The following is a 20,891-nucleotide window of genomic DNA, read 5'->3' on the forward strand; positions in this document are numbered from 1 at the left end:
GTTTATATGCCTTGCCGCCGGAAGCGATCTGCGGCGGGTTTTTTACGCCCGTCGACCGGGCGCTTCAATCTAAAATGAATATACGCCCAGCGGTTTTTTGGACATTGCTTGCGATAAGCGTCACGGTTGTCTGGGGCTATTTTTCGTCGCGACTGATACTTAATATCGGTCGGATGAAAGATATCGTAACCCCCGCCAATCTCAGGGTCCCGTCGGAAAACGTGTCGTTTTACTCCGGCAAAAGAAAACTCGCCGGATGGTACGTCCCGTCGGACGACAAGAACTCCCGCTCCACGGTAATCGTGTGCCACGGCTGGGGCGCGTCCAAGGGCGACGTCCTTCCGTCGACAATTTTTCTGCGAGCGCGCCACAATCTTTTCTATTTTGATTTTACCGCGCACGGGGAGTCGTCCGGACGCAAAGTGTCGATGGGTAAATACGAGTCCGAGGACATACTCGCGGCCGTCGGATATCTTGCCGCCGAGAGGCCGGCGTCGTCGAAGAAAATCGGAGTTTGGGGGTTTTCGATGGGCGCCTCGGCCGCGATAACCGCCGCCGCCGGCGATGGCGGCAGAATCGCCGCGGTGGCCGCCGAAAGCCCGTTTTACTCCTACGACGAAATAACGTCGCACTATGCGCGGCGTTTTCTTAAAGTCCCCGATTTTCCTTTTGCCGCGCTTGCGCGGCTTGTCGTCCGCATCCGTCTGTGCCATAATCCCGAAAATTATTCACCGCGCCTGTCCGTCGGCAAAATCTCTCCCCGCCCGTTTCTCGTTATCGCCGCCGCCGGCGACGAAAACATACCCGTCTCCTCCACAAAAAAACTTTTTGACGCCGCCGGAGAACCCAAGTCGCTTAAGATTTTTGACTCGCACGGCCACGGCGCCGCCCACGTGGAACATCCCGAAGAGTATAGAAAACTGCTCGGAGATTTTTTCGGAGCGCATTTGAGGCCGTCCTTGTCCGCGCGCCCGAAAGCCGTAATCAAATGAAAATAATAACTTCGGTCGCCGCCGCTCAAAAATATGCGGCTCAATTAAAATCGCGGGGAAAAACCGTCGGACTTGTTCCGACAATGGGAGCCCTCCACGACGGCCACGCTTCCCTTATAAAAAGAGCCGCGCGCGAAAACGACGCCGCCGTTGTCTCGATATTTGTTAACCCGGCCCAATTCGGCCCGAAAGAGGATTTCAAAAACTATCCGCGGACATTCGCGCGCGACAAAGCCGTTTGCCGGAAGGCCGGCGCCGAGGCGATATTTTTTCCTTCGGCCAAAGACATGTATCCGGAAGGTTTTGCGGCGAATGTCGTCGTCGGCGGTCTTTCGGAAAAATACTGCGGCGCGAGCCGCCCGCATCACTTCGACGGCGTGGCGACTGTCATATCCAAACTCTTTAATATTACGCGCCCGACGAGGGCGTACTTCGGCCAAAAAGATTACCAGCAGCTTAAAATCATAGAGCGCCTCGCGCGCGCCCTGAACTTTCCCGTTAAAATCGTCGCGTGTCCGACGGCGCGCGAAAAAAGCGGCCTTGCGATGTCGAGCCGCAACGCGCGGCTGTCTGCGCCGGAACGAGAGCGCGCCGCGGCGATATACCGGATAATTTCGGCGGCAAAAAAAAATCCGTCGCGGTTCGCGGGCGCGGACGGTTCGCGTTTGCCGTCGCCGCGCATTCTGGAAAGAAAAATTCGCGGCGCGCTCGGCAAAATTCCTTCGGCCCGCGTTGAATACGTCGCCGCGACGGACTCCGCCACGCTGGAGACGTTAAGAAGCATCCCCCGAGGGACGTCAAAATGGCGGATTCTGATCGCAGTAAAGATGGGCGGTACGCGCCTCATAGACAATGTTTGAAAAAAAACGAGGTTTTTTATAAAATAGACCCGACGCTTGCGGTACCCGCCGCAAGTATTTTTAAAAGATTTCGGCTCCGCAACGACGCGGCCTAAGCCGGCCCCGACCCCGCCGCCGAAAAACGAGGTGAAAAATGCTGCCCAACGTGACCGATGTCTTCCGTCCTGAATCTATTGGCGAAGCGCTCAAAATTCTCAAAAAAGGAAAGGGCAAGGCAGTTCCTTTGGCGGGAGCGACCGCGCTTGCGGCTTCCGAAAATCCGGCCATCGAAGCCCTCGTCGATCTTTCATCTCTTAAACTCGACTACATCAAGTCGTCGCCGTCGGGACTTCTTGTCGGGGCAATGGCGACGCTTGAAGAAGTCGCGCGGAGCAAAGCCGCGCAAAAATACGCGTCGGGCGTTGTCGCCTCCGCCTGCGCTTCCGTGGGGAAAATCACCAACCGCAACATGATAACCGCCGGCGGCAACGCGGTGCAGCTTCATCCGTGGTCGGCCATACCTGTCGCGGCCCTCGCGCTCGACGCAAAAATCACTCTCGCCTCTCCGGCGAAAAAATCCGTGACCGCCGCGGAGTTCTTTGCCAAACCTCCAAGACAGATACTTTCCTTCGATAAAATCGTAACCGAGATTTCGTTTCCCAAAGATTTTGCGGCGGCCTCGGCAAAATACGTCAAACTGGCCCTCACGGAAAACGATTATCCTCTCATAAGCGTTTGTGTCGTATCAAAGATTAAAGCCGGCAAAATCGCAACTATCAGGATAGTCGCCGGCGCCCTGACGCTGGCTCCGCAGAGGTTTACGTCCGCCGAAAAAATACTCGCGGGGCAGTCGCCCGACGGTAAACTTGTCGCCGAAGCATCGCGTCTTGCCGCCGAAGAGGCCGTTATAGGCAACGATATAAGAGTAAGCAAAGAGTACAAGAAAAAGACGCTCGTAAAAATAATTGAATCCGCCCTCGCGGACATACTGAGGTAATTTAATCATGAAAATCAAATTTGAATTGAACGGCAAACCCGCCGAGTGGGAAATCAAGCCGGGCGAAATTTTGCTCGACACTTTGCGTCGTCTGGGACTCAAAGGCGCCAAAGAGGGCTGCCGCCAGGGCGAATGCGGTTGCTGCACGGTATTGCTCGACGGCAAACCCGTGAATTCCTGTATGATATTCACCGCCCAGGCGGCGTCCAGAAAGCTTCTTACCATAGAAGGTTTGACCCCCGCCAAAAAGAAAGACCTTTCGCATAAAAAAGAGCTTCATCCCATTCAGCAGGCGTATCTTGAATCCGGAGCCGTTCAGTGCGGTTACTGCACGCCCGCCATGGTGCTTTCGACCAAGGCGTTGCTCGACGAAAAACCGGCTCCGACGGAAGAAGAGATAAAAAAAGCTCTCGAAGGAGTGCTTTGCCGCTGCACGGGTTACTCGAAAATCATAGACGCCGTCAAACTTTCGGCCAAGAAACTATCCGCCGCCAAATAACAGAGGCAACCATGGAAAACAATTTTAAGCAGGTAAATCAAAACGTAATCAAAGTCGACGGCGTGTCGCTGGTTACCGGCGGACACGTTTATACCGACGACATAGAACTCCGCGGAATGCTTTACGCCGCGGTGCTCTGGAGCCCGCACGCCCACGCGCGGATAAAAAGAATCGACGTATCCAAAGCCAAAGCGCTTCCCGGCGTCGAGGCCGTGCTGACTCACCACGACGTTCCCCGCATACCTTTCACCACGGCGGGCCAGGGATTTCCCGAGCCGTCGCCGTATGACACATTCATCCTCGACAATAAAGTCCGCTTCGTCGGAGACAGAGTGGCCGCCGTGGCCGCCATTACTCCGGAAATCGCCAAAAAAGCCGTTTCTCTGATAGAAGTGGAATACGAAATTCTCCCCGCTGTGCTTGACGCCCGCAAGGCGATGGACAAAGGCGCTCCGGTCATTCACGACGAGAAAGAGGCCGTGATTCCGATACCGGTTCATTACGAACCCGAAAAAAATCTCGCCGCTCACGTCGATATGGAAGTCGGTTCGGTAAAAAAAGGCGTCGGCGAGGCGGACGTCGTGCTCGATTACGAATACGAGACCCATTACGCCACGCACGTTCCGATGGAGCCGCATGTCGTAATCACCTGGCTCGACGAAAACGCGCGTCTCGTGATAAGAACCAGCACTCAGGTTCCGTTCCACGTGCGCCGCATGGTCTCCCGCGCGCTCGATATCCCCGTCAAAAATATCCGCGTGATAAAGCCCCGCATAGGCGGTGGCTTCGGCGGAAAACAGGAAATCCTTATAGAAGACCTCTGCTCCGCGCTGACCTTAAAAACCGGCAAGCCCGTCAGGATATTTTACACGAGAAAAGAAGAGTTTATGAGCGCGCGCACGAGACATCCGCAGATAATCCGTCTCAAAACCGGAGTCAAAAAAGACGGGACGATAACTTCCGTGGACCTCAATATCATAATGAACACCGGCGCTTACGGCTCGCACGCCCTCACGGTGCTTTCCAACTCCGGCAGCAAACTTTTGCCGCTGTGGAAATGCGAAAACGTGAGATTCTGGGGCGACACGGTGTATACGAACCTTCCCGTCGGCGGAGCGTATCGCGGTTACGGCGCGACGCAGTCGTATTTCGCCATGGGAATCCAGATCGACGAAATGGCCGAAAAAATCAAAATGGACGTCGTCGATTTCTGTCTCAAAAACCACATCCGCACGGGCGACGGCTCGCCGGTATTTCAGGCGCTCGGCGAAGGCAAAGCCGGAGTAGAGCAGAAAATCGGCTCCTGCGGACTTAAAGAATGTATCGAACTCGGAGCCAAGGAAATCGGCTGGAAGGAAAAACGCGAAACATACGCCGCCGAGCGCAAGTCGCCCGGACGTTACAAAAAGGGCGTGGGCATGGTCGCCCTTATGCAGGGGTCGTCGATTCCCGAGATAGATATGGGCGCGGCTTCTCTTAAAATGAACGAGGATGGCTCGTTCAATATGCTGCTCGGCGCGACGGACCTCGGCACGGGTTCCGACACGATATTCGCGCAGATGGTCGCCGAGGTTCTCGGCATAGACGCGCACGAAGTCATCGTTTATTCGTCCGATACGGACATGACGCCGTTCGACGTGGGCGCTTACGCTTCGTCGACGACGTATCTTTCCGGATACGCCGTAATCAAGGCCGCCGAGAAGGTCAAAGAACAGATATTAAAAGTCGCTTCCGAAATGTTAGAGGAAGAATGGGAAAATCTGACCATCGGCGACGGCAAAGTCACCGGCAAAAACGGCTCTAAGACGCTTTCCGAAATAGCGATATATTCGCTCTATGAAAAAAATCAATTTCAAATAGCGTCGCACGCGTCCCACATAACGCATAAGTCGCCTCCGCCGTTTTCGGCGCATTATGCCGAGGTCGAAGTCGATACGTGGACCGGCAAAGTCAGGGTGATAAAATACGTCGCCGCCGTCGATTGCGGCACGCCTATAAATCCCCAACTGGCCGAAGGCCAGACGGAAGGCGCCGTAATGAACGGCCTCAGCTACGCGCTGACCGAGCGTTATATTTTCGACGAGAAAGGCAAAATGCTCAACCCTTCGCTGAATTACTTCAAGATATTCTCTACGGCCGATATGCCCGACCTCAAAACCATTCTGGTGCCGACTTACGAGGAGACGGGGCCCTTCGGCGCCAAGAGTGTTTCTGAAATAGGAATCAACGGCCCCATGCCTGCTATATCGAACGCCATTTATAACGCCGTCGGAGTGCGCATAAGAAAATCGCCCTTTACCCCCGAGACGGTGCTTGCGGCCATCGAGGCGAAGAAATAAAACATTGTCGGGGGATTTGCCGCCTCTTGACAAGAGCCGGGTTTTGTGTTATAATTTCCATTCAGCGGGGGCATGTTCCTGTCATAAACGGGAATTTTTTCATAGTCACGGGGGGTGACGATGTTCGAGAAGGACACTACGGAACTACTGCTTAAATTCCTCGACAAGAAGTGCCGCGCCGCCGAGAGCGAGATAGCCGAAAAGGGCGTTCTCTCCGACGAGTACGCGCTGCCACTTCTTCTTAAAACCCAGTTCAACCACATAGCGCATCTGGATACGGAATTAAGCGCCTTGCGCGAGTTGATGGATCGGCGGTTCGAGAAAATTGACGAGCGGTTTGAGAAAATGGAAGGCCGGTTCGAGCGGATAGACCGGAAGTTTTCGCTCGTATTCACCGGGATGACCACAGGATTTACGATACTGGGTTTTCTTATAGTGCTGTTCGGTTTCATTAAATAAACCCCGGCCGGAAGCCGGCTTTGTTTTGTGGCGGTTGTTCTTGCCTGTCGCAAGAGGCGGTTTCGGCGGACTTGCAATTACACAGAGCGCATCATGGACATAAAAGTTCACTTTGAATTAGCCGGCAACATAAGAAAGAAAAAAATAAAATCCGGCAGGTTCACTCTGTCTCTGTCTGACGATGCCGTGCTTCAATCCGCCGTGGAAGAAAAGCTCGGCTACACACCGGTAGAATCCCGCTACTTCACATATCTCGTAAATGAAAAAGCCGCGAAACTGACTTCGCGGCTCAAAGACGGCGACAACGTAAAAATACTTCTTCCGATGGGCGGCGGATAACACCCGCGCCGCCCGCATTTCGCTTAGCAAATCCTTCCGGGTTCTATTCCGCAGTTAAACGGCTATACGCTTATTCGACCCGCTTCCGCCGGATTTAACCTTCAAAATTTCGGCGAGTATGCTCACCGCTATTTCCTCGGGCGAGCCGTCGCCCAAATCAAGCCCCACCGGCGCGAATACTCTCGGGTCGTTTTTGATTCCCAGGTTTTTGAAAATTTCGATGATTTTCTTTTTGCTGCCTATCATGCCGATATAGCGCGCGGGGGTTTCAAGAGCTTTTTTAAGGCATACTTCATCGTGCAGATGCTTGTAAGTCACAATGGCCACATACGTTTCGGCGTCGATTTTTATTTTTAAGAAAGCATCCTCGAAAGGCGCCGCCACCACCGCGTTCGCCGACGGAAACAGCGCCTCGGAAGCGAATTGCGGCCTGTCGTCGACGACCACATACGAGAGCCCCGCCAGATGAGCCATCGGCCCGAGTTTTTGGGCTATATGGCCTCCGCCGCATATCACGATTCTTGCCTGAGAGTCGCTCGCGAAACTCTCCACGAATACTTCCACCGAGCCGCCGCACTTCATCCCGAGGTCGATGCCGAGGTCATATTTTAGAAGAGCGTTTTTGTTTTCAGACAGCAATTTGACGCATTCCGCCGTTATTTTCTTCTCGACGGCTCCGCCGCCGACGGTGCCCGACGTCTCTGCCGACGGTCTGACTACCATCTTGGCGCCGACCTTGCCCGGCACCGACCCCTCGGCGCGCACCACCGTCGCAAGGGCGAAGGCCTCGCGCTGTTTTTTTAATTCCGCGATTTTCTCGAATATCTCGTTCATTTGTCGTCCTTTCGGATGCCGTTATCCGCGGCTTTTATTCCGGCATAATCTTCCGCCGTGTCTATATCGGACAAAATCCCTTCGTCGGGTGTTTCCAGCCGCACGACATCCGCGGCGTATTTCTCAACTATGGATTTGGCCCCGCGCTTGAGGTCTTCTTCCATGAGCGCGCGATAGAATTTGCGGGGGAATACAGCCGGATGGCCTCCGCGCCCCCCGCGGGTCACGGGTATATAAATTTTATTCTTATCTTTTTTCCAGGCGTCCGCAAGCATCTTATAGGTTTCTTCCGACGCTTCCGGCGAGTCGCAGGGCGTAAGCAGAAATCCTTCGCTCTCTTCGTCAAGCGACCCAATACCCGCGCGCAGGGACGAGAGTTGTCCGTCGCGCCAATTTGCGTTGAACACGATTTTGGTTCCTGCGATGTCGGCGGATTTTTTGATATCGCCGGCGTGCGCGCCGACGACCACGACTATGTCGGTAATGCCGGCGGCTCGCGCCTTGCCGGCTATTATTTCAACGAACTTGCGGCCGTTGAGTTCCAGCAGCGCCTTGGGAAAACCTCTCATCCGCGATGATTCTCCGGCCGCGAGTATTATGGATGATAGCATTGTTTTATGCGAAGCTCAACAGAGGCGGGCTGCGTCCGCGAGAATTCTTTCAAGGAGAGCCGAGGCGGCGTCGCGGCGATATTCGGCGGTGGACCTGAAATCGTCTATCGGCAGTATTTCCGCCGCGATGGTCTTAACGGCCAAAGCGATTTTTGCCTCGTCGTCCAAACGGGCGCCGGTGAGAATTTCTTCCGTGCGGCGGCAGCGCATCACGGTGGGGCCGACGGCTCCCGCCGCTATGCTTATCGAGGTTATCGCGCCTTTATGTCTGCGCATGGCCGCGGCCAGAGAAATTTTGGATATTGCCAGGGCTTTTCGTGAGCCGAGTTTGAGAAACCGGCAAAAATTAAAGTCGTTTTTCGGCGCCGACACAGATTCTATGAATTCTCCGGCCGTCAGGACATTTCTTTTTGGGCCGGTGAAAAATCCGGACAGGGGGAGTTTTCTTCGTTTCGCGCCCCGTCTTAAAATCAGCGAAGCGTCAAGAGCCGCAAGCGCCGGCAGCGAATCGCCGGCGGGCGAAGAATTGGCTATGTTTCCGCCTATCGTGGCGCGGTTTCTTATGAGGGGGGAACCCACGGTTTTTGCGGCTTCCGCGAGCAGTTCGAGATGTTTGCGGCAGACGGCGCTGTTGATTATATCGGTGAAAGTCGCGCCCGCGCCGATTATGACGGACGATTTCGTCTCCTTGATTTTTTTTAATTCGGAAACTCCGGCGATGTCGATAAAAATATTCGGTTCGACCGTAAAACCTTCCTTCCACTGCACGTAAAGGTCGGTTGTGCCGGCCGCAAAGTATACTTTGGCGCCCGAGCGCGCGGCTTTGGTGGCGTATGCGGCTATTTGTGAAGCGGTCGCGGCGATTAAATAATTTTCCATTTTTTGTCCGGTCATTTTTTATTGCGTCGAGCAGGCAGCATTACCGCCGCGGCTTTTTTAACGGCGTCGAAAATCTTTATGTATCCGGTGCACCGGCAAAGATTTCCCGACAGCGCCTCGCGGATCGCGGCCTCGTCGGGGCGGGGGTTTTCGTCGAGGAGAGCTTTCGCCGAAAGAACCATACCGGGGATGCAGAATCCGCACTGCACCGCGCCAACTTCTACGAACGCCTGTTGAATCGGATGAAGTTTTGAGTTTTTGCCGGACAATCCCTCTATCGTGGTAATATCGTGTCCGGCCGCCTGCGCCGCGGGGATTATGCAGGCCGTAACCGGTTTGCCGTCGAAAAGAACGGTGCACGCGCCGCATTCTCCCTTGCCGCAACCCTCTTTGGTGCCGGTATGCCGCAAATCCTCTCTTATAATTTCAAGAAGGGTATTGCGCGGATCGCAATCTGCGGATACCGCTTTTCCGTTCAACCTGAAGTTTATTTTCATTTCTTTTTCTTCTTTTTGAGCGCGTCGAGTATTTTTTCCGGCAGCGCGGGGATACACCTGATTCTTATGCCGGCGGCGTTATAAATTGCGTTGGCCACGGCGGGAGCCACGGATATAAGAGGAGGTTCGCCCAGGCCTTTGGCGCCGTAGGGTCCGTCGTGAAATTCTTTTTCGACGATAACGGGAACTATTTCCGCCGGCGCGTCGACCGACGTGGGTATGGTGTATCCGCTGAAATTGGGATTGAGCATTACGCCGTTTTGGACGACGAGATTTTCCATCAGGGCGTAACCCGCGCCCTGCAGCGCGCCGCCCTGAATTTGTCCTTCGGCCAGCATAGGGTTTACGGCCTTGCCTATATCGTGCGCTCCGACAATCTTTAATATTTTGACTTCGCCCGTGGCTGTGTCTAACTCTATTTCGACAGCGGTCGTGGAAAATGTATAGACGATATAGGCGTCGCCCAAACCCGTCATCGGGTCGAAAGTTGTGCCTTCTTCCGTCCACCATCCGTCGTAGGTAAGGTTGACGCGTTCCGCGTGGCATTTTTTTATGGCGTCGGCGTAGGATATTTTCTTTCCGGTGGCGCCGTGGTCGCTGCCGCCGCCGACGACAAAAAATCCGTCGGCCGTATGAACCGCCGCGTTGGCGTTCGCTCCGGCCATTTCTCTTATGAGCGGATCCATGCGCGAGCGGATGGCCTTGCAGGCGTTTAAGATGGCGTTCCCGGACATTACCGTCGTGCGGGATGCCACCGTGGGGCCGGAATCAGGCACCCGGGAAGTGTCGGGCTCGATTACGTCGACGAGCGCGTACGGAGCGCCCAGTCCTTCGGCGGCAATTTGCGAAAGCACCGTGCGGGCGCCCTGACCCATATCGGTATTGCCCACGGCCACCGTTACGGAGCCGTCGGGCTGAATTTGCACGTGCGCGCCGGCTTTGGCCAGAAATTTTCCCGCCGCGCCCAGGCAGACGCCGTAGACCGTCGAGGCCATTCCTACGCCCCGCCGTATGTTTTTTGATGCGTATGCGTCGTTTTTTGATTCGGGCGGAGGCGTGCCGCCGGATGATATTTTCTCTTTCCACTTTATTTCGGCGGCCGCTTTTTCTATCGTTTCGACGAGGCCGCACGACGGGCCGATTTTCTGGTTGGTTATCGTCAGAGATTCCGGCTTGAGAGCATTTTTGAGACGGAGTTCCGCGGGGTCCATGGAAAGTTTCGCGGCAAGTTCGTCGACAAGGACTTCATTGGCGAAGTTTATCTGCGGCTGCCCGAATCCGCGGTACGCTCCGCAGGGAACTTTGTTCGTGGCCACCGCAAAGGTCTCCACGCTTACGTCGGCTATGTCGTAAGGCCCTGCCGCGTGGATAGTCCCGCGCCACAACACTATGGGACTCAACGTCGAAAACGCTCCGCCGTCGAGGATATAGCGGATTTTGGCGGCAAGGATTTTGCCGTCGCGCGAAGCGCCGTATTTCACTTCGGCGTAACCCGGGTGACGCTTCGACATCGAAACAAAATCTTCTTCGCGGTCGTAAATTACTTTGACGGGCCGGCCGGTTATGTAGGCGAGCATAGCGGCGTGCCCGGCCACTATGGACGGAACGTCCTCTTTTCCTCCGAAACCTCCGCCTGTGGTTGTCTGTATTATGCGAACCTTGTTATGGGGATATCCTATAATATCCGCTACGGCGTTTAAGACGTAAAACGGACATTGCATCGTGCCGTGCACGACCATTCCGGTATCGGTCGGCGCGGCCATCATACCTTGCGTTTCAAGATAAGTGTGTACCTGATAATTGGTGGTGTAAGTGCCTTCCACGACGACGTCGCATTCGGCGAATGCCGCGTCGGCGTCGCCTTTTTGCACCACGAATTTCCTGAAAATGTTGTCGTCGCCGAAGATTTTAGGCGCATTTTTTTCTATGGCTTTCAGGGGGTCGTAAACTGCGGCCAGGGGGCTGTATTTTACCTTAACGAGTTTCGCCGCTTTGCGCGCGGTTTCTCTTGAATCGGCCGCCACAAGCGCGACGGCCTGTCCGCGGAATTTCACTGTGTCTTCGGCAAGAAAGGGATAATCGGGCAGAACCAGCGGAACAATATTTTTGCCGGGGATGTCTTTGTGGGTGTAAATGCCGGCGACGCCCTTGATTTTCAGCGCTTCGCGGATGTCTATCGAGAGAACGCGGGCGTGGGTTTCCGTCGATCTTACCGTGGCGCCCCAGAGCATATCGGCTCTGGAATAATCATCCACGTATTTTGCGCGACCGGTGACTTTGTCCGCGGCGTCCTTGCGTATAAATGATTTGCCTATGCTGTCCACAAATGAAATTTTACAATAATAAGGTAAAGACAGTCAAGGTGGGGTAGGCCGTATTCAAAAAGGTAGGGGCGAAAAATCTTTCGCCCCTACAAACTTCCGATTTTTCTCCATGTTGACAAGTCGGCCAAATTTTATATAATAACGTCCGACATTAAAAAGTCGCGGGATGCGCGACGTAAAATAACAATACGTCCGCCGTTTCCCAATGCGCGCGTAAGTTCCCCCGGAGGAAAAAAATGAAAAGGTTTCGTATGTTTTTTTTCGCGCTTGTTTTCGCGGTGTCGCCGACATTGACAAAAACAGTTTCGGCAGAAGGCGAGACCGCCGCTCCGTCGCGGCAAACAGAGGCGCGCAACGACACCCGTTCCGTCGTCAAAGGCGATACTTTGTGGCAAATAACCCAAGCGGCCTACGGCGATCCGTTTTTGTGGCCGATGCTCTGGGAGGGCAATAAAACCACAGTAGCCAACCCGCACTTGATATATCCCGGACAGATTCTGTCGCTGCCTTCCCCCGAGGATTTAAAAAAAATGAAACTCAGCGCGGCTCTTCCGTCCGCCTCCGCGCCCGCGAAGCCGGCCTCCGATGAAACATCCGTGGCGGCGGAATCGCAGCCCGCCGCTGTCGCCGAGACCGTCTCTGAATCCGCTCCGGTTGGGGAAGCGCCCGCCGCTGCCGCCGCGCCGCCCGCTGAGTCCGTTCCGGTTGAAGAAGTGTCCTCCGCGCCCGTCGAAGAATCCGCGCCGGACGCTGTCGCTCATCCGCCCGCTGAATCTCCGCTTGATACTTCCGTCGTCAAGGGGCAGCCGCGCCGCGACGCCCGCGTGGTGGATTCGTCGTTCTCACCTGATGGCGTCGTTTCCGGTATTATGGGCGGGCGACTTCTTGTTTCGCAGGGCGATATAGTGTACGTTCACTTCGCCTTCATAAAACCCGAAGCGGGAAAACGTCTCGGCATATACAGAAAAATGGGCAGCGTGCGCAATCCCGCCGACGGCAGAAATCTCGGCGAGGAAATAGTCAGAATAGGCACTCTACAGATAATCGAACTGTCCGCCGACGGCGCGGCTTCCGCCCGCGTTATTTCCTCGCGCGATTCCGTGCAGGTTAAGGACTGGGCGCTGGTCGAGAAATGAAGTTTTTGCTGGTTGTGATAGCTTTGATTGCGGCATCCGCTTACGGAATAGACCGCGCTTTGAATTCCCCTTCGTTTTTTGAGTATGTTTTCTCAAAGCCCGAGCTGTCCCCCAAGTTCAGTTACTACTACGGGGTTATTCTGGAGCAATACGGCGAACCTGCCCGGGCGGATTCGTTTTACGACATAGTTGTATCCACTTATCCGTCGCACCGGCTTGCCGCCGGAGCGCTTGTAAAGATGGCCGACATCCGCAATCGGGACCTTCGCATCGCGGAAGCTTTTGAGCTCTATAAAAAATTCGTAACCGAATATCCCGACGACCCGCGCGTGCCGAGGGTCCGCAAAAATATCGAAATCATTATGAGCAGGTAGCCGGCTCGTTCACGTCGATAATAAATTGAGAATGATACATAAGCCGACATTTTTTAAGTCCTCCGCCCGCGCGGTTGCGACCGTTCTGGCGGTGTTTTTTTTGGCATCCGGCGTTTGCCGTTCGGCGTCGCAGATATTCACTATAAAGGTCGCCGCCGGCGACGACAAAACCCGCGCGCAGGAACTTTGCGAATATATGCTGAGCCGCGGTTATCCGGCCTATATACTCTACGAGGATTCCTTCGAGGTGCGCTCAGGGCCTTACGAATCTTTTGAGTCGGCCGAAGTCCATCTCGAACGGATGATTTATGAGGATAAACTGGCCTGCGAGATACTCGACGAAAGCGCCATGCCTCAGCAGGCGGTGGGAGATTCGGTGCCCGGCCGCGAACTGGCCCTCGACGATTCCGCCAATTACGCGGATTCCACCGCTCAAAAGATAATACAACTCAGCATAGACCTTTTCGGGCATCCTTATAAGTACGGCGGGCAGTCGGTGGGCAAGGGAATCGATTGTTCGTATTATGTGCAGAGAATATTCTCGGAGCTTTCCGTGCGGCTTCCACGGACGGCCGCCGAACAGTACAAAACCGGCAAATGTCCGCCGAGTCCCGATTCACTGCGCGTGGGCGATCTTGTATTTTTCAAAAAGACGTATTGGCGGCGCGCCAAGGGAAAACAAATACCGTACACCCGCATAAATCACGTGGGCATATATATAGGCAACGGAGAGTTCATACACGCGACCGTCAACGTAAAAAAAGTGACCATATCCAATCTTGCCGAGCCGTACTACGCTAAAAGATACGCTGGCGCCCGCAGAGTTTTGTAACGTTGATAGGCGCAACAACCGGAAATAAATGACATTCGCAAAGTTTATCAAGAAAACCATTGAGGATAAACACCTCAGCGCCCGTCGGGTTGCCCGGGCGGCGGGTATAGACCCGTCGTTTTTTTCAAAAATTCTTTCGGGCAAAAGAAGTCCGCCTTCCGACGAAAAGGTAATAAAAAAACTTGCCAAAGCGTTGGGCGCCGAGCCGGTATATATGATATTTCTGGCCGGCAGAATACCCGATGAGTACAGGGAACTTTTTCTTAACGAGAATTTTATATCCTCATTGCGCCGCGCCGCGGGATATCCGTCGGGAGCGGTTGAAAAAATACCGGCAAAGCAGCCGGAACGTCCCGCCGCGGAGCCCGTAGTTTCCCGGCGTTATGAGCCCGCTGGGCCTTCATCCCCGCCCCATGAAGACATAAGCGAAGACCTTTTGTGAATTCCATTCGGGACAATAAAGAAAGAATCGGAACTCTCGCCCTTATTATGACCGGCGGTCTCGGCCGCGCCGGTCGGACGGCGCTTATCGGGCGCTACGGTTCCGCCGGGGGCGTTCTGAGCGCGCCTAAAGGGGAATTGTCCGGAGGATTCGGTCTGTCCGCCGCTTCGCTCGAGGCGCTCGTCGGCGGGAAATCTTTTGAGTCGGCCGCAAAAGAATTTGAAGCGGCCCTGATACTGGGCGTAAAAATTTTGTTTCCGTTTGACGACGGCTGGCCGCCCGCTCTTAAGGACTCAGGCATTGCTCCCGAGGTTCTTTACGTTAAGGGCGAATTCCATCCGTCCGATTTTTTCTCGGTGGCAATTGTGGGCAGTCGAAGAGCCACGGCGTACGGCTTGGAAGCCGCCGGATTCATCGCTTCGGAGTTGGGGAAAATGGGTGTAGCCACCGTAAGCGGTCTGGCCCGAGGAATTGACGCCCGCGCTCACCGCGCGTCGCTCGATGCCGGAGCGCGGACGATAGCGGTTCTGGGCAACGGTCTGGCGACGTGCTATCCGTCCGAACACCGCCGCCTCGCCGAAGAAATCGCCGACGGACGCGGGTCCGTGGTCAGTGAATTCCCGCTCGATACGCCGCCCGACAGGTATACTTTTCCCAGAAGAAACCGCATCATCGCGGCGTTGTCTCTTGCCACGGTGGTCGCCGAGGCCGGCGATAAATCGGGAGCGCTGATAACCGCGCGTTTCGCGGCCGACGAAGGTAAGGAAGTGTTTGCCGTGCCGGGGCCCATTTTTTCAAAGACGTCGGCCGGAGTTCATTCGCTGATAAAATCCGGCGCCAAGCTTGTGCACGGCGTTTCGGACATAGTGGATGAAATCGCATATCTGGCCGGATGGGCCGGGGCCGTTTCGCCTTCGCGGGATGCGCAGGCGGCCGGCGGGGGCGTTTCCGCGGCGGGCGCATCGGCTGTGCCGCTTGAGCCCGAAGAAAAAAGAATTTTGGACGAACTCAAAAAAGTGTCGTCCGGAGTATCCATAGATTCGCTTGAAAACGCGACCGGCATACAAGCCGGCGAACTCTCCGGTCTGCTGGTCGGACTTGAAATCAAAGGAGTCATACGCGCCCTGCCCGGCAAGCATTATGCCGCCGCCTCGGCGGTCTGAGACAATATGGCTAAAAACGTTCTCATAGTAGAGTCGCCCACCAAAGAAAAGACCATCAAAAAATATCTGCCCAAGGACTTCATAGTGGCAAGTTCCTACGGGCACGTCCGCGATTTGCCCGCAAAGACGCTGGGTGTCAAAATCGACGCGGATTTCCGTCCCGAATACGTTTGGCTGCCCAAGGCCAAGAAGAATGTGGCTCATCTTAAAAAACTCGTGGCGAAGGCAGCCGCGGTTTATCTGGCAACCGACTTTGACCGCGAGGGCGAGGCCATAGCGTGGCACATAGCCGACGGTCTTAATATCCCCGAAGACAGGATAAAACGCATAACCTTTCACGAGATAACGAAAGAGGCCATTCTCGGCGCGCTGAAAAAACCCCGGGCCATCGACGCCGCGCTGGTCGACGCGCAGGCGGCCAGACGCATACTCGACCGGCTCGTGGGTTACAAACTTTCGCCGCTGCTCTGGAAGAAAATCGCCGGAGGTCTCTCGGCAGGCAGGGTGCAATCGGTTGCGCTTCGGCTTATCGTCGAGCGCGAGGCCGAAATCGCGGCGTTTAAGTCGTCGGACTACTGGACTATAAAAGCCGCGCTCAAATCGTCGGATTCGTCGGCCGCGGGCAAAACTTTCGAAGCCAATCTGACAAAAATCGACGGCGAAAAAATCGAAAAAGAGACAACCTACAAGCTTTTCGCGGGACCTTACAAAATAAAAACTACCGTCTTAAACGACGAATCGGTTCTGGACGGGCACATAGCAAAAATCGCCGCTTCGCCTTTTGTCGTTTCGGCGGTGGATAAAAAAAGGCAGGAGCGCCGTGCCGCGCCGCCTTATGCCACGAGCACGCTTCAGCAGGACGCTTCGCGGCGGCTTAGTTTTTACGCCAAAAAAACGATGTCCGTCGCGCAGTCGCTCTACGAAGGCGTGGACATCGGCGGCGAGACGGTCGGCCTTATAACTTACATGAGAACGGACTCGCTGAACGTGGCCTCCGTCGCCCGCGCCGAAGCCCGCGAATACATAACGAAAAACTTCGGCGAGAAATACATGCCGGCTTCCCCGAATATTTATAAAACAAAATCCAAGGGCGCGCAGGAAGCGCACGAAGCCATCCGTCCCACGTCGATAAAACGCTCGCCCGAAGTCGTGGGCAAGTATCTTTCAAGAGAGCAAAATCTGCTGTATTCTTTGGTATGGAAAAGATTCGCCGCTTCGCAGATGAGTCCCGCCGCCTTCGATGTGGCGTCGGCGGATTTGCGCGCCGGCGCTTACGAGTTCAGAGCCGTTGGCCGGACCATGCTTTTCGACGGCTGGATGAAGGTTTACGATAATTCCGATGAAAATTATTCCGAGCTGCCGCCTCTCGCTCAGGGGGACAACTGCGCTCTCGTTTCTCCTCCGTCGGCCGAGAAACACTCGGCGACCCCTCCTCCCAGATATAACGAGGCCTCTCTCATAAAAACGCTGGAAGAGTACGGAATCGGACGTCCTTCCACGTACGCGTCGATTATATACACGATAATGCAGCGCAGATACGTGGAATTGCAGGACCGCCGCTTCACGCCGACGGAAACCGGCACGCTGGTGACGGAATTCCTCAAAAAACATTTTGCCGACATAGTCGACCTGGCTTTTACGGCGAGCGCCGAGGAAGGTCTCGACGAAATAGCCGAAGGCAAAAAGCCATGGAAAGATCTGATAAGAAATTTCTGGGGCAAGTTTGCCGATCAGATAAAGCAAGCCGACGTCACGGTTCTCACCGACGAGAAATGTCCGGAATGCTCCGCCCCGCTTGCGGAGCGCGCCAGCCGTTACGGAAGATTTCTGGCCTGCTCGGCCTTTCCCAAGTGTCGTTACATAAAAAGAGTAAAGCCCGCGCCGAAGGCCCCGCCCGTTCCCACGGGCGAAAACTGCCCCGAATGCGGCGCGCCTATGGTCGAGCGAACCGGACGTTACGGGAAGTTCGCGGCTTGCTCCGCTTTTCCGAAATGCCGCCATATAAAGAAAGAAAATAAACCCTTCGGCAAATTCCGGCGCTTCAAGCGCAAGGGCTCTTCCGACAAGAATTCCGCTTCCGAACCCGCCGCTTCCGAGTAATCGACATGCTCGACGTCCAGCTTGAAAGATTTCTGTTGTATCTGAAGGGCGGGCGGGCATACTCCGGCAATACCGTCGACGCTTATCGGCGGGACTTGGGCGATTTTGTGAAGTTTGCCGCCGGCGCGGGCGCCTCTTCGCCGTCGGATCTGGATAAATACCGTCTCAGAAAATATCTTCTGGCCCTCGGCACTCGCGGCTATGAGCGCGCCAGCGTGGTAAGAAAGGTCGCGTCGCTCAGATCGTTCCTCAAATATCTGTCCGTTCAAAAATTTATTCCGGCCAAGTTGCTTCTGCACGTTGTCTCTCCCAAAAAACAGACCAAAATACCGCCCGTGCTTTCGGAGGCCGAAGTCGCCTCGGCAATCGACGTCCCGTGCGCGGAAACCTTAGCCGATTTAAGGATGAAGGCAATTTTGGAATCGCTTTATTCCGGAGGGCTGAGAATAAGCGAACTTACGGAACTCAATGTTCCCGACGCGGATATGTTGGGCGGTATGATCAAAGTTCTGGGCAAGGGCTCCAAGGAAAGGTATGTTCCTTTGGGCGATGCCGCCGCGACCGCGCTGAAAAAATATCTGGATGCCAGAAGTCGTGTCCCCGGCCTGCCGGAAAATCCGGCTTTGTTCGTGAATCTCAGAGGGGGGAGAATAACTCCCAGAGGTATCCGCAAACTTTTGGTTTTGTGGCTCGCGCGCGCGGGCGTCAAAGGCAAGGCCACTCCGCACACTTTCAGACATTCTTTCGCCACACATATGCTCGACAGGGGCTGCGATTTAAGAAGCATTCAGGAAATGCTCGGCCACGCCAATCTTGCCACGACGCAGCATTACACGCATATGAGCGTGGCGCGTCTTAAAAAAGTTTACGAAAAAGCGCATCCCCGCCGGTAAGGAAATATGGAAGAAAAAATAAAATTATTGATGGAAACGGCCGGGTGCAACCGCTACGAAGCCGAGCTGGCGTACAAGTCCGCGGGCGGCGATTTCGTCGAAGCGCTTGATTTTTTAAACAGGGTGTCCGCCCGGCTGGCCATAACCAGGGGAAAGTTTATGGCCCCCGGTAAATTTATCTACGGAGTTTTTTTGATCATTGCCGACGTCAGAAAGAAAAGCATTCTTACGGCTTCGGCCGTCGCCACGAAAAATCCGTCGGTGTATGAGACCGACGTGCTCAGGCCGTGGGAAGATATAGAGAAGACCATATACGCGGCGCGCCTCGGCGCGGGAGCGCTGCCGGAACTTTCCGGCATATTGCAGGAAAAAATTCTGACCTCGGCGCTTGAATCCGCCGATTTGTCGCCGACGGCGGAGTCCGTGGAAGCGATGCTTTCCGCGGCTCTTGAAACCGAGAACGTGTCCGTAACTCTTGATACCACCGAAGAGCCCTATAAAACTCCGGTGGTTCCGGGCGCCGACGAGTTCGGCTCGTCTTCGGCGCCCCGTCCGCGCTCGGGCGGCGTGACTTTGTGCGTGGAGCCCTTGTCCGACGAAAAGGACGGCGTCCGCGCGTCGACTCTTTCGCCGGGAGATGTCGTGTGGATAAGGGTCAGCGACGAGCGGGAAATTGCCCAGTATCTTGCCGAACGCCTGGGCGCGGCCAAGGACGGAAGGGTCTTTCCGCTGGCCAGTGAAATAGTTTCCGCGGATAAAGATAAAGACAACGGCGATGTCACGCTTGGTTTCCGTTTCGCGGAAAACGTGGCCGGACTCGGCCGCGTCGATGGAGCCACAAGAGTTAAAAAGGCCGAACGCTCTGATTCCGCGGGACGCCTGGCTGAATGGTGGAGAAAACTTTTCGGATGACGCCAATGGCCGACTTGCGCCCCGTGGTAATATCTTTCGTCGGAGAAAGCGGCAGCGGCAAGACATCGCTCGTTACGGCCGTCGCCGGGCTTCTGGGCCGCGCAGGGCTTTCGGTCGGCGCCCTTAAACACACTTCGTCGGACTTTCGCGCCGCTTCCGCCGGCAAGGATACGTCCAGATACGAGGACGCGGGCATAGAGTTTTCCGGAATAGTTTCCGATAAGAAATTTTCTTTTACGAGAAATTATTCAGTCCGCGCCGCAAGCGCCCGTGACATCGCGGCGCGATATTTTTCCGAAGCGGACATAGTTCTGGCCGAAGGTTTCAAAAAAGAGCCCCTGGCAAAGATTCTTGTGGGCGCTCCGCCCGAAGGTTTCTCCGCATCCTCGGCGGTTTGCGCTGTCCCGTCGTTAAAATCATCCGGCGGCTCTTTTTCGCCCGCAACAGTCCGCCTGGCCGCCGCCTCGGCGTTTATTTATTACGCGGCATGTGTCAGGCATATTTTCGCGGGCGTCGGCAACCGGATCAAGGGCGACGACGCTTTCGGTCCGTCGGCGGCCGATGTTTTCGCCGCCGCGGGCTTTTCCGCGGCCGATTGCGGGGACGTTCCGGAAAATTCGGCCAACAAAATAATATCCTCCGCACCCGAAGCGGTCGTAATTTTCGACGCCGTCAGCGCGCCCGCTGCTTCGACGGGATTCGGAATCTACGCCGCGGACGAACTTTCCGGCATCCAGTTGGGCACTCACGGCGGCGGAATAAAAATGTTCATAGATTACCTGAAAATGAGTTCTTCGGCGAAAATTGCCGTCATAGGAGCGCACGGCGCGTCTTTCGCCCTGGGCGACGGTCTGTCGCCCGGGCCGCGCGAGGCCGTCGCCGGACTCGACGTTCTGGCGCGAAGGATAAAGCTATGCATGAGCTGACAATCGCCCGCCCTCTGTTAGCCGATATTAAAGCCGAGGCGTCCCGTAAAGGCCTCAAAATTGTTTCGCGGATAATTATTTCCGTCGGTGCGGCATCCGGCGTCGATCCTGATTTTTTAAGACATTCATTCGCGGATCATCTGTTTGCGGGGACTTCTTTTGCCTCCGCAGAGCTTATAATAGAGACGGCTCAGCCGCTTATAAAATGCCGCGCCTGCCGAAAAGAAATTTCCAGGGAGGATTTTATCCCGGAAAAACCGCTGCAAAATTGTCCATCCTGCGGTTCGTTCGTGCTCGATGTCGTCTCCGGCGACGCCGTGCGCGTCCTCGAAGTGGTATAATAAGACCTTTGAAAAAGTCCAACATTGTCCCCTGAACCCTTCGCTTTTGTCACCCTGAGTGAAACGAAGGGTCTCGTTTTGGCTCAGGGCATGCTTCGTGAAGGGTCTCGTTGTCCGTCGAAGGACGAGATTCTTCCCCCCGACAGGTCGGGGGTCAGAATGA

General features: G+C 55.2%; 23 protein-coding genes. 17 read left to right on the forward strand and 6 right to left on the reverse strand.

Translation table 11 applies throughout. From position 1 onward, the window contains the following. The first annotated feature begins 11 nt into the window (after positions 1-11). The 7 genes from CVU77_03870 (at position 12) to CVU77_03900 (ending at position 6,464) form a co-directional block, all read left to right on the forward strand. Positions 12-992, forward strand: coding sequence for a hypothetical protein (locus tag CVU77_03870; GenBank protein ID PKN01653.1), 981 nt, complete (start codon positions 12-14; stop codon positions 990-992). Further along, positions 989-1,852, forward strand: a complete 864-nt coding sequence (locus CVU77_03875; protein PKN01654.1) for a pantoate--beta-alanine ligase — start codon at positions 989-991, stop codon at positions 1,850-1,852. Before CVU77_03870 ends, CVU77_03875 begins: the two co-directional genes overlap by 4 nt. A gap of 133 nt (positions 1,853-1,985) precedes the next feature. Beyond that, positions 1,986-2,828: a hypothetical protein gene (locus CVU77_03880; protein PKN01655.1), complete on the forward strand. Its 843-nt coding sequence runs from the start codon at positions 1,986-1,988 to the stop codon at positions 2,826-2,828. 7 nt (positions 2,829-2,835) lie between these two features. Then, a complete protein-coding gene (locus tag CVU77_03885; protein PKN01656.1) occupies positions 2,836-3,327 on the forward strand; it encodes a (2Fe-2S)-binding protein in 492 nt (163 codons plus the stop codon). An 11-nt stretch (positions 3,328-3,338) separates the two neighbouring features. Further along, the gene (locus CVU77_03890; protein ID PKN01657.1) at positions 3,339-5,666 is read left to right on the forward strand and encodes an aldehyde oxidase; all 2,328 of its coding nucleotides are present in this window, start codon (positions 3,339-3,341) and stop codon (positions 5,664-5,666) included. 120 nt (positions 5,667-5,786) lie between these two features. Further along, positions 5,787-6,125, forward strand: a complete 339-nt coding sequence (locus CVU77_03895; protein ID PKN01658.1) for a hypothetical protein — start codon at positions 5,787-5,789, stop codon at positions 6,123-6,125. A gap of 93 nt (positions 6,126-6,218) precedes the next feature. Continuing rightward, on the forward strand, positions 6,219-6,464 hold the full coding sequence (locus CVU77_03900; GenBank protein ID PKN01659.1) for a hypothetical protein: 246 nt from the start codon (positions 6,219-6,221) through the stop codon (positions 6,462-6,464). 54 nt (positions 6,465-6,518) lie between these two features. Here CVU77_03900 and CVU77_03905 read toward each other — a convergent pair whose 3' ends face one another. The 6 genes from CVU77_03905 to CVU77_03930 are packed head-to-tail and all read right to left on the reverse strand — an operon-like array spanning position 6,519 to position 11,900. Continuing rightward, a complete protein-coding gene (locus CVU77_03905; protein ID PKN01660.1) occupies positions 6,519-7,298 on the reverse strand; it encodes a xanthine dehydrogenase in 780 nt (259 codons plus the stop codon). After that, positions 7,295-7,909, reverse strand: a complete 615-nt coding sequence (locus tag CVU77_03910) for a hypothetical protein (protein PKN01661.1) — start codon at positions 7,907-7,909, stop codon at positions 7,295-7,297. Before CVU77_03910 ends, CVU77_03905 begins: the two co-directional genes overlap by 4 nt. Positions 7,910-7,924: 15 nt before the next feature. Then, positions 7,925-8,803: a hypothetical protein gene (locus tag CVU77_03915; protein ID PKN01662.1), complete on the reverse strand. Its 879-nt coding sequence runs from the start codon at positions 8,801-8,803 to the stop codon at positions 7,925-7,927. After that, the gene (locus tag CVU77_03920; protein ID PKN01663.1) at positions 8,800-9,285 is read right to left on the reverse strand and encodes a (2Fe-2S)-binding protein; all 486 of its coding nucleotides are present in this window, start codon (positions 9,283-9,285) and stop codon (positions 8,800-8,802) included. Before CVU77_03920 ends, CVU77_03915 begins: the two co-directional genes overlap by 4 nt. Further along, entirely contained in the window at positions 9,282-11,609 is a 2,328-nt protein-coding gene (locus CVU77_03925) for a xanthine dehydrogenase (GenBank protein ID PKN01664.1), read from the reverse strand. The genes CVU77_03920 and CVU77_03925 overlap by 4 nt, the downstream gene beginning before the upstream one ends. 54 nt (positions 11,610-11,663) lie before the next feature. After that, positions 11,664-11,900 carry a hypothetical protein gene (locus CVU77_03930; GenBank protein ID PKN01665.1) on the reverse strand — a complete coding sequence of 79 codons (237 nt, stop codon included), beginning with the start codon at positions 11,898-11,900 and terminating at the stop codon, positions 11,664-11,666. Here CVU77_03930 and CVU77_03935 point away from each other — a divergent pair. Genes CVU77_03935 through CVU77_03980 form a run of 10 tightly spaced genes read left to right on the forward strand, consistent with a single transcriptional unit; the run spans position 11,861 to position 20,728 of the window. Then, positions 11,861-12,745 carry a hypothetical protein gene (locus CVU77_03935; protein PKN01666.1) on the forward strand — a complete coding sequence of 295 codons (885 nt, stop codon included), beginning with the start codon at positions 11,861-11,863 and terminating at the stop codon, positions 12,743-12,745. The genes CVU77_03930 and CVU77_03935 overlap by 40 nt on opposite strands. Continuing rightward, entirely contained in the window at positions 12,742-13,119 is a 378-nt protein-coding gene (locus CVU77_03940; protein PKN01667.1) for a hypothetical protein, read from the forward strand. Before CVU77_03935 ends, CVU77_03940 begins: the two co-directional genes overlap by 4 nt. 31 nt (positions 13,120-13,150) lie before the next feature. Further along, positions 13,151-13,951, forward strand: a complete 801-nt coding sequence (locus CVU77_03945; GenBank protein ID PKN01668.1) for a hypothetical protein — start codon at positions 13,151-13,153, stop codon at positions 13,949-13,951. Between the two features lie 28 nt (positions 13,952-13,979). Further along, on the forward strand, positions 13,980-14,393 hold the full coding sequence (locus CVU77_03950; GenBank protein ID PKN01669.1) for a hypothetical protein: 414 nt from the start codon (positions 13,980-13,982) through the stop codon (positions 14,391-14,393). Further along, positions 14,390-15,556, forward strand: a complete 1,167-nt coding sequence (gene dprA / locus CVU77_03955) for a DNA-protecting protein DprA (GenBank protein ID PKN01670.1) — start codon at positions 14,390-14,392, stop codon at positions 15,554-15,556. Before CVU77_03950 ends, dprA begins: the two co-directional genes overlap by 4 nt. A 6-nt stretch (positions 15,557-15,562) precedes the next feature. Further along, positions 15,563-17,656, forward strand: coding sequence for a type I DNA topoisomerase (locus CVU77_03960; GenBank protein ID PKN01671.1), 2,094 nt, complete (start codon positions 15,563-15,565; stop codon positions 17,654-17,656). A gap of 5 nt (positions 17,657-17,661) precedes the next feature. Further along, positions 17,662-18,549 carry a tyrosine recombinase XerD gene (locus CVU77_03965; GenBank protein ID PKN01672.1) on the forward strand — a complete coding sequence of 296 codons (888 nt, stop codon included), beginning with the start codon at positions 17,662-17,664 and terminating at the stop codon, positions 18,547-18,549. A gap of 6 nt (positions 18,550-18,555) precedes the next feature. Continuing rightward, a complete protein-coding gene (locus CVU77_03970; GenBank protein PKN01673.1) occupies positions 18,556-19,461 on the forward strand; it encodes a hypothetical protein in 906 nt (301 codons plus the stop codon). Beyond that, the gene (gene mobB / locus CVU77_03975; GenBank protein PKN01674.1) at positions 19,437-20,387 is read left to right on the forward strand and encodes a molybdopterin-guanine dinucleotide biosynthesis protein B; all 951 of its coding nucleotides are present in this window, start codon (positions 19,437-19,439) and stop codon (positions 20,385-20,387) included. The genes CVU77_03970 and mobB overlap by 25 nt, the downstream gene beginning before the upstream one ends. Then, the gene (locus CVU77_03980) at positions 20,375-20,728 is read left to right on the forward strand and encodes a hypothetical protein (protein ID PKN01675.1); all 354 of its coding nucleotides are present in this window, start codon (positions 20,375-20,377) and stop codon (positions 20,726-20,728) included. The genes mobB and CVU77_03980 overlap by 13 nt, the downstream gene beginning before the upstream one ends. Positions 20,729-20,891: the final 163 nt, after the last annotated feature.

The sequence above is a fragment of the Elusimicrobia bacterium HGW-Elusimicrobia-1 genome (assembly GCA_002841695.1).
Classification (GTDB): Bacteria; Elusimicrobiota; Endomicrobiia; order PHAN01; family PHAN01; genus PHAN01.

What these genes read in the sequence shown, in the direction of transcription:
- CVU77_03875 (PKN01654.1), top strand. Translation starts at nt 989, where the DNA reads ATGAAAATAATAACTTCGGTCGCCGCCGCTCAAAAATATGCGGCTCAA.
- CVU77_03880 (PKN01655.1), top strand. Translation starts at nt 1,986, where the DNA reads ATGCTGCCCAACGTGACCGATGTCTTCCGTCCTGAATCTATTGGCGAA.
- CVU77_03885 (PKN01656.1), top strand. Translation starts at nt 2,836, where the DNA reads ATGAAAATCAAATTTGAATTGAACGGCAAACCCGCCGAGTGGGAAATC.
- CVU77_03890 (PKN01657.1), top strand. Translation starts at nt 3,339, where the DNA reads ATGGAAAACAATTTTAAGCAGGTAAATCAAAACGTAATCAAAGTCGAC.
- CVU77_03895 (PKN01658.1), top strand. Translation starts at nt 5,787, where the DNA reads ATGTTCGAGAAGGACACTACGGAACTACTGCTTAAATTCCTCGACAAG.
- CVU77_03900 (PKN01659.1), top strand. Translation starts at nt 6,219, where the DNA reads ATGGACATAAAAGTTCACTTTGAATTAGCCGGCAACATAAGAAAGAAA.
- CVU77_03905 (PKN01660.1), bottom strand. Translation starts at nt 7,298, where the DNA reads ATGAACGAGATATTCGAGAAAATCGCGGAATTAAAAAAACAGCGCGAG.
- CVU77_03910 (PKN01661.1), bottom strand. Translation starts at nt 7,909, where the DNA reads ATGCTATCATCCATAATACTCGCGGCCGGAGAATCATCGCGGATGAGA.
- CVU77_03915 (PKN01662.1), bottom strand. Translation starts at nt 8,803, where the DNA reads ATGACCGGACAAAAAATGGAAAATTATTTAATCGCCGCGACCGCTTCA.
- CVU77_03920 (PKN01663.1), bottom strand. Translation starts at nt 9,285, where the DNA reads ATGAAAATAAACTTCAGGTTGAACGGAAAAGCGGTATCCGCAGATTGC.
- CVU77_03935 (PKN01666.1), top strand. Translation starts at nt 11,861, where the DNA reads ATGTTTTTTTTCGCGCTTGTTTTCGCGGTGTCGCCGACATTGACAAAA.
- CVU77_03930 (PKN01665.1), bottom strand. Translation starts at nt 11,900, where the DNA reads ATGTCGGCGACACCGCGAAAACAAGCGCGAAAAAAAACATACGAAACC.
- CVU77_03940 (PKN01667.1), top strand. Translation starts at nt 12,742, where the DNA reads ATGAAGTTTTTGCTGGTTGTGATAGCTTTGATTGCGGCATCCGCTTAC.
- CVU77_03945 (PKN01668.1), top strand. Translation starts at nt 13,151, where the DNA reads ATGATACATAAGCCGACATTTTTTAAGTCCTCCGCCCGCGCGGTTGCG.
- CVU77_03950 (PKN01669.1), top strand. Translation starts at nt 13,980, where the DNA reads ATGACATTCGCAAAGTTTATCAAGAAAACCATTGAGGATAAACACCTC.
- CVU77_03960 (PKN01671.1), top strand. Translation starts at nt 15,563, where the DNA reads ATGGCTAAAAACGTTCTCATAGTAGAGTCGCCCACCAAAGAAAAGACC.
- CVU77_03965 (PKN01672.1), top strand. Translation starts at nt 17,662, where the DNA reads ATGCTCGACGTCCAGCTTGAAAGATTTCTGTTGTATCTGAAGGGCGGG.
- CVU77_03970 (PKN01673.1), top strand. Translation starts at nt 18,556, where the DNA reads ATGGAAGAAAAAATAAAATTATTGATGGAAACGGCCGGGTGCAACCGC.
- mobB (PKN01674.1), top strand. Translation starts at nt 19,437, where the DNA reads ATGGTGGAGAAAACTTTTCGGATGACGCCAATGGCCGACTTGCGCCCC.
- CVU77_03980 (PKN01675.1), top strand. Translation starts at nt 20,375, where the DNA reads ATGCATGAGCTGACAATCGCCCGCCCTCTGTTAGCCGATATTAAAGCC.